Consider the following 14399-nt stretch of genomic DNA (forward strand, 5'->3'; position numbering starts at 1 on the left):
TAAATTGTGAAAGACCCCTTCATCCAAGGAGCCATTAGAAGAGGCGAAAACTACCCCGTTTTCGCCTCTTCGCCCTTTATAAAAGGAATCATGCCGTTATTTTTCTTTCCTATCCCTCACATGATAGAATAAAGAAGAATCAAACGGCTTTTTTGTGTTTTCAAACATTGCATATATTGAATCACTCCATATTAATAAAGTCTGTTTTTATGAGGAGGAAACGTTCATTGGAAAAGAAACTTGTATTGATAGACGGAAACAGCATTGCCTACCGTGCCTTTTTTGCCCTTCCGCTATTGAATAACAATAAAGGTGTACATACGAATGCAATCTACGGATTTACCATGATGCTTTCAAGGATTCTTGAGGAAGAGAAGCCGACTCATATGCTGGTGGCCTTTGATGCGGGTAAGACGACCTTCAGGCATGCGGCATTCACCGAATATAAAGGAGGCAGGCAGAAGACGCCCCCAGAGCTGTCAGAGCAGTTTCCATTCATTCGTGAATTGCTCGATGCCTATCAAATTTCCCGCTATGAGCTGGAGAATTATGAAGCGGATGACATCATCGGCACCCTGAGCCTCCAGGCCGAGCAGGAAGGCTTTGACGTCAAGATCATTTCCGGGGATAAAGATTTGACTCAGCTTTCCTCAGATAAGACCACCGTCAGTATCACGAGAAAGGGAATTACGGAAATTGAGGAATACACGCCAGGGCATATAGAGGAAAAGTATGGTCTCGCCCCAAACCAGATTATCGATCTCAAAGGCCTGATGGGCGACCCATCCGACAACATACCAGGCATTCCCGGGGTAGGGGAAAAAACCGCCCTGAAGCTGCTGCAGCAATTTGGTTCTGTGGAGAAGGTCCTTGAGTCTGTATCTGAAATCAGCGGCAAGAAGCTTCAGGAAAAAATTGAGGCGAACAAAGACCTGGCAGTCCTCTCCAAGGAGCTCGCAACCATAACCCGCGAAGCGCCAGTCGGCATTACACTGGAAGAAATTAAATATGCAGGTCCGGCTGAAAAGAAGGTTATCAGTCTGTATAAAGAGCTCGGCTTCAATTCCCTCCTGGAAAAGATGGAACCAGGTGAATCTGCAGAGGCAGAAGAAATGGAAGACATAGAAGTGAAGGTTGTAGAGAGCATTTCAAATGATATCTTTGCCGATGATAATACCCTCTATGTTGAAATCCTGGGTGAGAACTACAGCCGCACAGACATAACCGGAATATCGCTGGTGAATGAAAAAGGAAACTTCTTTATACCGGCGGAGCTCGCCTGTTCTTCTCAGGAATTTAAGGAATGGGCCACAGACCCGGGCAGGAAAAAGTCCGTCTATGATGCCAAGCTGTCCATCGTAAGCCTTGGACGCAAGGGGATTGAATTAAAAGGAATCGTGTTCGACCTTTTAATAGCCTCTTATATCCTGAATCCTGCAGAAAGCTCGGTGGACATAGCGGAAATAGCCGGAAGGCACCAATATAAACAAATTCTGTCAGATGAATCCTTTTATGGGAGGGGGGCAAAAAGGAGAGTTCCTGAGGAAAAACTGCTTGCAGCCCATCTTGTGCGGAAGGCTAAAGCAATTGAAAATCTATCACACCCGATTATCCATGCCCTTAAGGAAAACAGCCAGTACAATCTTTTCAAGGAACTTGAGCTGCCGCTGTCCTTCATACTTGCTGAGATGGAGCTGCAGGGAGTAAAAATCGATCGGGACAGGCTTCATCAAATGGGCAGTGAAATATCTGAGCGGCTGGGAGCGATCGAGACAAAAATATTCGAGCTGGCTGGGGAAGCATTCAATATCAATTCTCCAAAACAGCTTGGCTCCATCCTATTCGAAAAGCTCCAGCTTCCTTCTGCCAAAAAGACCAAGACCGGTTACAGCACGTCTGCAGATGTGCTGGAAAAGCTTGAAAGCAAACATGAGATCGTCCGGGAAATCCTGCATTACAGACAGCTCGGGAAAATTCAGTCCACATACATCGAAGGACTGCTGAAGGTGATGGACCCGGAAACAGATAAAGTGCATACCCGCTTTAACCAGGCACTCACACAAACCGGCAGGCTGAGCTCGACGGATCCCAATCTGCAGAATATCCCGATCCGCCTTGAGGAAGGCCGGAAGCTGAGGCAGGCCTTTGTTCCGTCTGAAAAGGACTGGATCATTTTTGCAGCCGATTATTCACAAATTGAATTAAGAGTGCTTGCACATATTTCTGACGATGAGGGACTCAGCTCCGCATTCCATAAAGGAATGGATATCCATACAAAGACAGCCATGGATGTCTTTCATGTTGCGCAGGAAGAAGTGACATCCAATATGCGCCGCCATGCGAAGGCTGTTAATTTTGGCATCGTATACGGAATAAGTGATTACGGTCTGTCGCAAAGCCTTGGCATTACAAGGAAGGAAGCGGGAGAATTCATCGAGCGTTACCTGGACAGCTATCCAAAGGTAAAGGACTATATGGCCGACAGCATTCAGGAAGCGAAGGAAAAAGGGTTTGTTACAACACTTCTCCACCGCAGAAGATATATACCTGAAATAACCAGCCGCAACTTCAATATCCGCAGCTTCGCGGAGAGGACAGCTATGAATACACCGATACAGGGGACGGCTGCCGATATTATAAAAAAAGCGATGATCAACATGAGTGAGAGGCTTAAGGACGAAAAGCTCCAAACACGTCTGCTGCTCCAGGTGCATGATGAATTGATCTTTGAGGCACCGCCTGAGGAGCTTGAGATCCTTATGAAAATCGTGCCTGAGGAAATGGAAAATGCAGTGGAATTGAATGTGCCTCTAAAAGTGGACTACGCTTACGGTCCTACTTGGTTTGATGCTAAATAAAAGGGGGACTGTAACATGCCGGAGCTTCCAGAGGTAGAAACAGTAAGGCGGACATTAGAAGAGCTGGTGATCGGCAAAACCATAGAAGATATTACGATTCATTGGCCGAAGATCATAAAGGCGCCCGAGGAGCCTGATGTCTTTATCGATGCTTTGAAGGGCCAGACAATAGAAGCGGTCGGCAGGAGAGGCAAGTTCCTCCTGTTTTATCTGGACGATTATGCCCTTGTCTCCCATCTGCGGATGGAAGGGAAGTACGGGGTTTATCCAGGGAAAGAATCATATGACAAGCATACGCATGTCCTGTTTACTTTTACCGATGGTTCACAGCTGAGGTACAGGGATGTGAGGAAATTCGGGACGATGCACTTGTACAAAAAAGGGGAAGAATTCAACAGCCCGCCCTTGAAGAATCTCGGACCTGAGCCTTTATCACAGGATTTCACCCCGGTATATTTAGGTCAAAGGCTTGCCAGGACCCAGCGCAAAATCAAGCCCGTCCTGCTCGACCAGAATGTGGTGGTCGGAATCGGCAATATTTATGTAGATGAAGCCCTTTTCAGGGCGCGGATCCATCCAGAACGGACAGCATCAGGGCTTCGTCCAGAGGAAATAGGCAGACTCCACAAAGAAATTACAGAGACCCTGGCAGAGGCAATTGAAAAAGGCGGGAGCACGATCAGGACCTATGTTAACTCGCAGGGAAAAATCGGCTCCTTCCAGCTTGATTTGAATGTGTATGGAAGAAAAGGCGAAAACTGCAAGGCGTGCAGTACACCGCTGATGAAGCTGACTGTCGGAGGAAGGGGCACACATATCTGCCCGTCCTGCCAGCCTGCTGAATAGGTCCGTGATCACAGGGCAGACAGTGCAAAGGAGACTTGCGATGAAAAAGGTCATTGGCATCACCGGCGGCATAGCAAGCGGAAAGAGTACAGTAAGCGGCTATATCAGGGAGCTTGGCTTCACCGTGATAGATGCCGATGCCGCGGCAAGAATCGTAGTGGAGCCGGGTCAGGCTGCTTATGAACAGATTGTAGAACATTTTGGCCCGGCTATCCTGTCAGATAACGGCACCATCGACCGGCCAAAGCTTGGCGCTGTCATTTTCAATGACGAAGGAGAGAGGCTGAAGCTAAACAGCATCGTGCATCCGGCTGTAAGGAAGTGGATGGAGGAACAGAAGGCTGAAGCCTTTCTCCGCGGAGAAAAAACGGTTTTCATGGATATCCCGCTCCTGTTTGAAAGCAGGATCGGCTATATGGTGGATGCAGTAATTCTTGTTTACGTTAACGAATTGACACAGCTGGCCAGACTGATGGCGAGGAATTCTTTTTCAAAGGAAGAAGCGGAAGCGCGGATCGCGTCACAGATGCCGCTGAGAGAAAAAAAGACTTTGGCTGACGCGGTGATTGATAATGAGGACAGCCGTGAAGAAACGAAAGAACAGCTGCAAAAGCTCCTCAGGGAGTGGGAAATCATCTAAAAGAATGGTCCTGGACACTGTCCAGGGCTTTTTTTTGCGGCTCTTTTCTAGAGGATTCAGGATGATTGGAATGTAATGTGCGAGCTTCCTGAGCCGGCTGCCCGCCTTATGCCTGGCTTTCACATAAGTGCGGATGAACTTCTGTCTGGGGACGAGCCAGAGCGCCTGGAGAGGAAATCAACCTCCTTGTTCACCAGCCGCAGTCTTTTACCGAAATCACAGCATTTAGACAGGTATATGTCTTAAACATCAGGTGTTAAGAAAACAGGAAAATTAATGGACAATGAAATAAAAAAAACGGTTTTTATTATCACCTCTCCAATCATATATGTTATACTAATAGTATCAAATACAGCAAAAAGTATAACTTAATTCGGAGGGAGCCACATTTATGAAGGCTAGAGTTGCTATCAATGGATTCGGGAGAATTGGGAGAATGGTGTTCAGGAAGGCGATACTGCAGGATGATCTTGACATAGTAGCTGTTAATGCGAGCTATCCGGCAGAAACCCTGGCACACCTGATTAAATATGATACAACGCACGGAAGATTTGAAGGAGAAGTGACAGCTGGGCCAGAGTCACTGAATGTGAATGGCAGACAGGTCATGCTTCTTAACAATCGTGATCCTAAAATGCTTCCATGGAGGGAGCTTGGAATAGATATTGTCATCGAAGCGACTGGTAAATTCAATTCCCGTGAAAAGGCGGCAGCCCATCTCGAAGCAGGTGCAGCTAAGGTTATCCTGACTGCTCCCGGCAAGGATGAGGATGTGACGATCGTTATGGGCGTCAACGAGGAAGCGCTTAACATAAGCGAGCATGATATCATCTCAAATGCATCCTGTACGACGAACTGTCTTGCGCCGCTCGTGAAGGTTCTGGATGAGCAGTTCGGAATTGAAAACGGTTTAATGACCACGATCCATGCCTATACCAATGACCAAAAGAATATAGATAACCCGCATAAAGACCTGCGCCGGGCAAGAGCGTGCGGCCAAAGCATCATCCCTACCACAACCGGTGCGGCTAAAGCCTTATCAAGTGTTCTGCCGCATTTAAAGGGGAAGCTGCATGGCATGGCACTGCGGGTACCTACGCCGAATGTATCCCTCGTCGACCTCGTGGTTGACCTGAAGAGCGATATTACAGCCGAACAAGTGAACAAGGCGCTTGTGGAAGCTGCAGACGGCCCTCTTAACGGCATTTTGGGATTCACTATGGAGCCATTGGTGTCCATCGACTTTAATACAGATCCTCATTCGGCGATCATTGATGGTTTATCTACTATGGTGATCGGAGACAGCAAGGTAAAAGTGCTGGCCTGGTATGACAATGAATGGGGCTATTCATGCAGGGTGGTAGACCTGGTGAAGTTTGTCGCCGCAGAAATGAATGCAAAGATTAAGGTAAAGGCTGGCTGATAGTTGGTTGATCGAACAGTCCGCATGTGCGGGATATATGTAAGAACAGGGGCTGCCTGCCAAGGCAGTCCCTGCTTTTTGCCTGTTCGCTTTTTCTAAAAAAGAGCTGCGCGTAAAAATTCTTTAAAAAACATCCAGCATTTACCTTATAACTGAAGAAAGCCTTCATAGGGGCCCTGTCTGTCAAATAAGGCTACACTTGGGATGCCGGGGTAAATATTTTTAAAAAGAAATATATTGCAAAAAAAAATGATAATTAGTATACTATTTTTCGTGAACTTCTTATGAAGGGATGGCTACTTAAAGGGTTAGGACCTCATCGGACTAACTTTCCCCCGTGGTAGTTGTTTTTTAATGTTCAAATACTTAAGAAATTTAATCTTGTTAAAGGGGGAAACTTGAACATGGAAACAATGGGTCGTCATGTAATTTCTGAGCTTTGGGGCTGTGATTTCGAGAAACTGAACAACATGGAACAAATTGAACAAATTTTTGTGGATGCTGCACTTAAATCTGGTGCAGAAGTGCGCGAGGTTGCCTTTCACAAATTCGCTCCACAAGGTGTAAGCGGAGTGGTCATTATCTCTGAATCGCATCTGACCATCCACAGCTTCCCGGAACATGGCTATGCAAGCATTGACGTATATACTTGCGGCGAAATGAATCCGAATATTGCTGCAGATTATATTGCAGAGGCATTGAATGCACAAACTATCGAGAAAATAGAGCTGCCGCGCGGAATGGGACCTGTAAAGGTCAAACAGGAAGCGGTAAAAGCACTTTAATTTTAAAATAAATGCAAACAAGAGATGTAGTCCTTACATCTCTTTTTTAGTTCCAAAAAATCCCGCCTTAAGAAATGCTCCATGCCTTGTCAGCATAAGCTTTCCTTTGGGAATTGAATAGAACAGCAAAAACAGGTAAACTAAAGGAAAATCAACAGCGGGGGATTAGAATTGGGTATATTAACGAGATTCAATAAAGTATGTGAAACCAGCGACAAGAACCGCCTGCCGGAACTCCGGACACATTATTATAAAGCACCCGCAACCAAGGCCTTTGCTGCAGTGGAAGAATTGTTTTCGACAATGAAAGGGTGCCGTTTGATCAATGTCTCAAAAGAGCACGGGGAAATATCGGCAGAGCTCTCTTCACCGCAGTCTTTCGTAGTGGCCACGATCGTCGGGGTACACGGAAATGAAACGGCAGTGGATTTCATCCTTTCCACAGAAAAGACTTCGCTGACAGGGTCCTTCCCTGCACTAAAAAGACAGGCTGTCTCGCTGTATAGCGCCCTTGACAGCAGGCTGCAGCTGATCTCATCTGGGAGAGGCTAAAAAGAGCGCCCCTGCGCAGGATGGGCGGCCGAATTTCCATTCTCTTTTCCTTGTATAGCCGCCGGCTTTTTTATAAGATAAATGTATAAGTAAAAAGACTACGGAAATGTTCACCGAAAAGGCGCTGTTCTTTCTTTCGCCAAAGCAGCAGGCCGAATGGGATTTTCGATCGGAGCTGATGACCATGAAATGCCCAAATTGCCAGTATAATGGTACACGCGTGCTCGATTCTCGGCCTGTTGACGAAAGCCGTTCAATCAGGAGAAGAAGAGAATGCGAGAAGTGTAACTATCGTTTCACCACGTTTGAAAAAGTGGAAGAAATTCCTTTGATTGTCGTAAAAAAAGAAGGCATCCGCGAGGAATTCAGCACGGATAAGATTCTCAGGGGACTGATCAAGGCCTGTGAGAAGAGGCCGGTGAGTTTGAAGCAGCTTGAAGACATCACCCGTTATGTTGAAAAAGAATTAAGGAATCAAGGGATATCTGAAATCAAGAGTGAAGACATTGGTGAGATGGTAATGGACAAGCTTGCAGAGGTGGATGAAGTGGCCTATGTGAGGTTTGCTTCCGTTTACCGTCAATTTAAAGACATTAACGTATTCATAGAAGAACTGCGGGATTTAATTAATAAAGAAAAATAGGTTTTCATACCTGCCTTTCCTAATGGAGCTAAATTCAATGTTAGCTCTTTTTCTGTGAAGGAAACAAAAACTAATCCAATACTATCAGTAAAGGTTTGAATCATATGCAAATGCACTGGCAGCAAATCCTGCCTGTAGATCGGTACGAGGTATGCTCGAGCGGCCTGATCCATTCTTATGACAGGAAAATTATCTCCCTGCTATATCAGCCTTTGATCGGACCGGTGGCAGCCAGTCTGTATTTCACTCTTCAGAGTGAATTGGAAGCAAACAGGCTTTGGTCTGAATCCTCCTCACACCATGCCCTGATGTCAACGATGGATATCAACCTGAAGGAAATCTATTCAGCGCGTGTGAAATTGGAGGGGATAGGGCTTCTTAAAGTCTGGAAAAAGTCCGGGGAAGAAGAGAATTCATTCATATACGAGCTGATGCCTCCTTTGACGCCTCAGGCCTTTTTTACAGATGGCATGCTGAATGTGTATCTTTACAAAAAGGTTGGGAAGCTTCAGTTTGCAAAGCTGAAGAAATCCTTCAGCGACCGGATCATCCCGCGTGCTGAATATGAAGATGCCACAAAATCATTTCAGGATATATTCATATCGGGACACAGTGAATCCTTGTACATCCCCGCCGAGTCGGCGGAAGACCTCAGCATCCCGCCCGGTCAGAATTTCATCGGCCGGCAGGAGGCCGAACAGATCAGCGGTTTTTCCGAAAGCTTTGACTTTGAACTTTTATTTGCCGGGCTGAAGGAATCCTTTGTTCCTAAGAAGGCATTCACTCCTAAAGTCCGGGAGATTATCGGGAGGCTGGCCTTTTTATACGGAATAGACTCTTTGAATATGAAGAACCTGGTGCTTGATTCTGTAAATGAGCATGATGAGATAGACCTGGAGGAGCTGCGTAAGGGTGCCAGGGACTGGTATCAGCTTGAGTTCAGTGAACAGCTGCCGAGCCTCAGCACGCAGGTCCAGCCTCCTCAGCTTCATACTGTGCTGGAACCCAGGACGGATGAAGAAAAGCATATTGCCTACCTGGAGCAGGTATCACCCAGGCAGCGCCTGATAGATCTGTCAGGAGGCGCGGAGCCCTCCAAATCCGATCTGCAGATCATAGAAGATGTCCTCCTGAACCAGCGGCTGACCCCGGGAGTCGCCAATGTCCTGATTGATTATGTCATGATGAAGTCGGATATGAAGCTCTCTAGGGGATATGTAGAGAAAATCGCCGGGCACTGGGCCCGCAAGGATATTAAAACAGTCAAGGAAGCAATGGAGCTTGCGAAGAGTGAGCACCGCCAATATCAAGCCTGGGCAAATGATAAAAAAACGAGGAAACCTGGTGCGAAAAAAGCAATCCGGACCGAGATGGTCCCGGAATGGCTGAATGAGGATCAGCAGGATCCGCCTTCCGGCACTGCTTTGCCTGCTGCGGAAAGTGACGACCTGGAGGAAAGAAAAAAACGGCTTGAAGAGAAGCTGAAGAAATACCAGAACCGGGGGTGAATGAAGGAATATGGAACGAATTAATGACACGCTGAATAAACTTGCAAACCGCGGTCAGTTCAAGGAAAGATATGCAGCCCTCTCGAGGGAGACGCTGAAGGATCCCGATATCCGGCATTTCCTGAATGAAAACAGCTCGCTTATAACGGAAGAGATTATTGAAAGAAGCCTTGGGAAGTTATATGAATTCAGCACTCAAAGCAAGGAGTGCAATAAATGCCCATCTCTTGAAGGCTGCATCAATATTGTGCCAAAGCACCATCCGCGCCTTGTGCTGAGAAAGGGATATATTGACGTGAGTTATGATCAATGTCCGCGCAAAGAGCTGTTTGATGAAAAAATGAAGCATGAAAAGCTGATTCAAAGCCTGTATGTCCCGAAGGAAATATTATCTGCCTCTATAGCGGATTATGATTATAATACAAGGGAGCGGCTGGCTGCGCTGGAAAAGGCGCATGAGTTTGTCGAAAATTACACCCCTGGCACCAAGTTGAAAGGCCTTTATCTCCATGGGAAATTTGGAGTGGGCAAGACCTATCTTCTCGGCGCCATCGCCAATGAATTGGCCAGGAAGAGAATTTCTTCCCTGCTTATTTATGTCCCGGACTTCATGAGGGAAATTAAGAACTCGATTTCCGATAATACGCTTTCTGAAAAGCTGGATATGGTTAAGAAGGCTCCTGTTTTGATGCTTGATGATATGGGGGCCGAAACGATGAGCAGCTGGGGAAGGGATGAGGTCCTGGGACCGGTCCTTCAGTTCCGGATGCTTGAGGACCTGCCGACCTTCTTCACCTCCAACTTCGACCTGAATCAGCTGAAAAACCATTTGACGGTTTCACAGCGGGGAGAGATCGAAGAAGTGAAGGCTGCCCGGATTATGGAGCGCATCCGATATTTAGCCGAACCTGTCCTCCTTGACGGAGCGAATCGGAGAGGATCCTGATCTTATCTTTATTCCAAAACCAGCCCGGGGAGATGTTTTTCCCCGGGCTTTGCTGTGCCGTTATCCTCAGTCTGCTGTTCCATTCCAGAATCGGAACGGCGAGTAAAGGAGCCAGTTTGGATAGTAAAGTCATGAGTTCGGATAGTAAAACCTCCTATTCGGATTGTAAATTTTAATTTCGGATAGTAAAGTGAGAGGTTCGGATAGTAAAGGTGTCAGTTTGGCGAGTAAGGGGCATTAAACGAAGTGCTGAGCTTTCTCGTAATGTGAAAAGTAAGTGCTGAAGCAAAAAACATCAAAAAAACGAACTGAAACGGACAGAAACCATGTGAAAAACTCAAATTTATCACCGTAACCATTCTGTACCATCCGGGAAGCTTTTATCAAAAATAAAACCATTTAAAAGAGGGTATCCCAAACGTTTGGAATACTCTCTTTTTCTTTCCCTGGATTTCAAAAGGCTTCTAAACCCCCGGCTTATCCCATATACATATTCACAGGAAGCGGTGTCAGGGGGGATATCATTTGGTGTTCATTTATTTCGATGAAGAATGCGATGCACGTAAGGTACTTGAAATCATAGCTGACGGGCACTTTGGGAGCGGAGTGCAGGAATTAATACATGTTAAGCCTGGTTCAGGTTTGGCCATAGCTGTAAAGGATGAGACAATCAGCCTGCTGATCGAGGCATTGAGTGCAGCCATCCATACCTTTATCATCTCCTCAAAGATCTACGCATGGATGGAGAACATTATAAAGGCAAAATTTTTTTATGTGGAACAGGAAGAAATTGATCAGATCGTGGAAATTGCCGGGGGAATCATCGAAAACCGGAGGGAGAAAGAGCTGTTCAATGTGGTGGATCAGCGGACATTGGCAGAAAATCTGCTGGCGATGCTCCTCAGTGAAGTATCCTTCTCATTCGACTCGTTTGCCAGGTTCAGGCTGAAAGGCATCACTGAATCTCTTATGCCGTTCATTGAGCAGGCCATCGATGAGTATAAGATGGAACAGGATTATCAGGATTTTATTCAGACATTAAGGGATTTCATGCTGTCACAGCCCGGGAAAACAAAAGCACTTCACCTCCTTCATGACGAAGCACTCCACTTTTATAATGAGTCGTTTATGAAGCTTGAAAACGGTGAGCTTTCAAGGCTGGTGGACAGGAGACTGCTCGCCGAAAATCCGGTTTATATAGATTCTAAAACGATTGCGCCCCTAATATCCATTGCCCCCCAGAAGCTGGTTGTATATACGGACAAAATGGAAGACGGCTTGATTCAGACCATTCTAAGAATCTTTGAGGAAAGATCCACCCTGAAAACAAGGGACTCATTCGCAAAGGAACGGCAGCTTTTTTTTGAGCAGCCGGCCCAGTAATAGGAGCCAAATAAATATAATCGGCAGGTCTTGCATTTCCATGTATAACAAACTATAATATGCTACATACTATTAGTTATATTTGTAAAAAGTAATGATAAGGATAAGGGTATCCTCACAACGTTTTCTAGAGAGGGAAGACTAGCGCTGAAATCTTCCTATTACGGGCAGGATGCTTACCACCTTTGAACTTCAGCCGTGAAAAAGAGTAATGGCTGACGGAGGAACCGCCGTTAAAAGGTTTCTGAGTGTCATTTTCCATCGGGGAAATGAAACGAGGGTGGAACCGCGGGTTTATACTTAACTGTTAATAAAGCTCGTCCCTGTATGCATATACAGGGGCGGGCTTTTTTTGATTCACCAAAAATGGACCAGAAAGGCGCAGGGAGAATAGCGCCATACAAAGAACAGGAGTGGAAAAAATGTCTGAAATGATTAAGCTGACCTTTCCGGATGGAGCGGTAAAGGAATTCCCAAAGGGTACAACAACCGAAGAAATAGCCTTTTCAATCAGCCCCGGACTTAAGAAGAAAGCGCTGGCCGGTAAGGTAAGCGGCACTCTTTATGATTTGAAGAGACCGATAGAATCGGATGGGTCAATTGAAATAGTGACACCTGACAGTGAGGATGCACTGGAAATCATGCGGCACAGCACGGCCCACCTTATGGCACAGGCTGTCAAAAGGCTGTATAAGAACGTCAAGCTTGGCGTCGGTCCGGTCATTGAAGGCGGCTTTTACTATGATATAGATTCTGAGGATTCGCTTACGCCTGAAGACCTGCCGCTGATTGAGAAAGAAATGAAAAAAATCATCAATGAAAATCTGGAAATCATCCGTGAAGAAGTCAGCCGTGATGAAGCGGTGCAAATGTTTAAGGACATCCCGGATGAATACAAGCTGGAATTGATTCAGGCGATTCCCGAGACAGAAACCGTGACCATCTACAGGCAGGGTGAATTCTTTGACCTTTGCCGCGGAGTCCATGTTCCTTCAACAGGGAAAATAAAGGAGTTCAAGCTGCTGAGCATTGCCGGTGCCTACTGGAGGGGCAACAGCGATAATAAAATGCTGCAGCGCATCTATGGAACAGCCTTCTTCAAAAAAGAAGATCTGGCTGAGCATTTGAGGCTGCTTGAGGAAGCAAAAGAGCGCGACCATCGGAAACTGGGGAAAGAGTTAAGCCTTTTCACCAACTCCCAAAAAGTAGGACAGGGGCTTCCGCTCTGGCTGCCGAAGGGTGCGACCATCAGACGCATCATTGAACGCTATATTGTGGACAAAGAGGTGCGCCTCGGCTATGACCATGTGTATACGCCGATCATGGGAAGCGTCGATCTTTACAAGACTTCCGGCCACTGGGATCATTACCGCGAAGACATGTTCCCGGTCATGGACATGGATAACGAGCAGCTTGTGCTCCGGCCGATGAACTGCCCGCATCATATGATGGTCTATAAAAATGCCATCCACAGTTATCGTGAGCTTCCAATCCGTATAGCAGAACTTGGCACCATGCACCGCTATGAAATGTCAGGAGCACTGTCAGGCCTGCAGCGTGTAAGGGGAATGACTCTTAATGATGCTCATATCTTTGTACGTCCGGATCAAATCAAGGAAGAGTTCAAGCGCGTGGTAAACCTGGTGCTTGCTGTTTATAAAGACTTTGATCTTAATGATTATTCATTCCGCCTTTCCTACCGGGATCCACAGGATACGGAGAAATACTTTGATGATGATGAAATGTGGAACAAGGCTCAGGCGATGCTGAAGGAAGCCATGGATGAAATGGGGCTCGATTATTTCGAAGCAGAAGGCGAAGCTGCCTTCTACGGTCCGAAGCTCGATGTCCAGGTCCGGACAGCGCTTGGAAAAGACGAAACACTTTCCACCGTGCAGCTAGATTTCCTTCTTCCTGAACGCTTCGACCTGACGTATGTAGGCGAAGATGGCAGACAGCACCGGCCGGTCGTCATTCACCGCGGTGTCGTTTCAACGATGGAGCGCTTTGTCGCCTTCCTGATCGAGGAGTACAAGGGTGCATTCCCGACATGGCTTTCTCCTGTACAGGTACAGGTGATCCCGGTTTCGCCGGAGGTCCATCTGGATTACGCGAAAGAGGTACAGGAAAAGCTGCAGGCGGAAGGACTCCGGGTGGAGCTGGATCACCGTGAAGAGAAAATCGGCTATAAAATCCGTGAAGCACAAATGCAGAAGATTCCTTATATGCTGGTAGTAGGAGATAACGAGATCAGCGAGGGCGCAGTGAATGTGCGGAAATATGGCGAGCAGAAATCAGAGACTGTGAGCTTTGAATCATTCAAGGATATGATCCTGGGTGAAGTAAGAAAATAAATAAAAGGCTTTGACGAGGACAACAATCAACCGTGATCCTTCTTTCCAGAGAAAAGGGTGCTTGCTGGGAGCCCTTAAGAAGAACGGCTGATTTACCGCCTGCCGAGCCATTATGGGGAAATCCTAGTATCCATAATCGGGTAAGACCGTTATTTTTTTATGAAGCATGGAGGGTGTCCCCTTCATGGAATCAGGGTGGAACCACGGCGCATATCGTCCCTAATCACGGGATGATGTGCGCTTTTTTTGTACCCTTTTTCAGGCGGGCTGAAGCTCCCGCAAGCCGCCAATTTTCTGGCACAATCAAATATATATGCGATGACAGGGATATGCAGGATATAAGGCTCTTTTACAGAGAAAAAGGCCCCGGCTGAAAGCCTTTAAAGCAGTCTGTATCCTGTACCCCCCTTGAGCAATTACAGGGAACCCAAGTATCTGTAATCGGTTAATCCGTTATCTTT

The 14399-nt window shown here is 46.6% G+C and carries 11 protein-coding genes and 2 other annotated features; all 11 genes read left to right on the forward strand.

Annotated features, from left to right (window positions below; genetic code table 11):
- The first annotated feature begins 227 nt into the window (after positions 1 to 227).
- The 11 genes from polA to thrS all read left to right on the forward strand — a co-directional run bounded on the left by polA (position 228) and on the right by thrS (position 13938).
- Positions 228 to 2858, forward strand: coding sequence for a DNA polymerase I (gene polA, locus V1498_RS05190; RefSeq protein WP_409297280.1), 2631 nt, complete (start codon positions 228 to 230; stop codon positions 2856 to 2858).
- Between the two features lie 15 nt (positions 2859 to 2873).
- Positions 2874 to 3704, forward strand: a complete 831-nt coding sequence (gene mutM, locus V1498_RS05195) for a DNA-formamidopyrimidine glycosylase (RefSeq protein ID WP_409297282.1) — start codon at positions 2874 to 2876, stop codon at positions 3702 to 3704.
- Positions 3705 to 3744: 40 nt separating this feature from the next.
- Positions 3745 to 4344, forward strand: coding sequence for a dephospho-CoA kinase (gene coaE / locus V1498_RS05200; protein ID WP_409297284.1), 600 nt, complete (start codon positions 3745 to 3747; stop codon positions 4342 to 4344).
- Between the two features lie 391 nt (positions 4345 to 4735).
- Entirely contained in the window at positions 4736 to 5767 is a 1032-nt protein-coding gene (locus tag V1498_RS05205; protein WP_409297286.1) for a glyceraldehyde-3-phosphate dehydrogenase, read from the forward strand.
- A gap of 404 nt (positions 5768 to 6171) precedes the next feature.
- The gene (gene speD, locus V1498_RS05210; RefSeq protein WP_409297287.1) at positions 6172 to 6552 is read left to right on the forward strand and encodes an adenosylmethionine decarboxylase; all 381 of its coding nucleotides are present in this window, start codon (positions 6172 to 6174) and stop codon (positions 6550 to 6552) included.
- Positions 6553 to 6723: 171 nt separating this feature from the next.
- Positions 6724 to 7104, forward strand: a complete 381-nt coding sequence (locus V1498_RS05215) for a hypothetical protein (RefSeq protein WP_409297289.1) — start codon at positions 6724 to 6726, stop codon at positions 7102 to 7104.
- A 184-nt stretch (positions 7105 to 7288) separates the two neighbouring features.
- Positions 7289 to 7747 carry a transcriptional regulator NrdR gene (nrdR, locus tag V1498_RS05220; protein ID WP_409299154.1) on the forward strand — a complete coding sequence of 153 codons (459 nt, stop codon included), beginning with the start codon at positions 7289 to 7291 and terminating at the stop codon, positions 7745 to 7747.
- Positions 7748 to 7851: 104 nt separating this feature from the next.
- Positions 7852 to 9255 (forward strand): replication initiation and membrane attachment family protein, encoded by a 1404-nt coding sequence (locus V1498_RS05225; RefSeq protein ID WP_409297291.1) that lies wholly within the window; start codon positions 7852 to 7854, stop codon positions 9253 to 9255.
- Positions 9256 to 9265: 10 nt separating this feature from the next.
- Entirely contained in the window at positions 9266 to 10201 is a 936-nt protein-coding gene (gene dnaI / locus V1498_RS05230) for a primosomal protein DnaI (RefSeq protein WP_409297292.1), read from the forward strand.
- Positions 10202 to 10729: 528 nt separating this feature from the next.
- The gene (gene ytxC, locus V1498_RS05235; protein ID WP_409299155.1) at positions 10730 to 11584 is read left to right on the forward strand and encodes a sporulation protein YtxC; all 855 of its coding nucleotides are present in this window, start codon (positions 10730 to 10732) and stop codon (positions 11582 to 11584) included.
- An 85-nt stretch (positions 11585 to 11669) separates the two neighbouring features.
- Positions 11670 to 11912, forward strand: a binding site (T-box leader).
- A gap of 94 nt (positions 11913 to 12006) precedes the next feature.
- Positions 12007 to 13938, forward strand: coding sequence for a threonine--tRNA ligase (gene thrS, locus V1498_RS05240; protein WP_409297293.1), 1932 nt, complete (start codon positions 12007 to 12009; stop codon positions 13936 to 13938).
- Position 13939: 1 nt separating this feature from the next.
- Positions 13940 to 14162 (forward strand) — a binding site (T-box leader).
- Positions 14163 to 14399: the final 237 nt, after the last annotated feature.

Source organism: Paraperibacillus marinus, assembly GCF_046237605.1.
Taxonomy (GTDB): Bacteria; Bacillota; Bacilli; order Bacillales; family DSM-1321; genus Paraperibacillus; species Paraperibacillus marinus.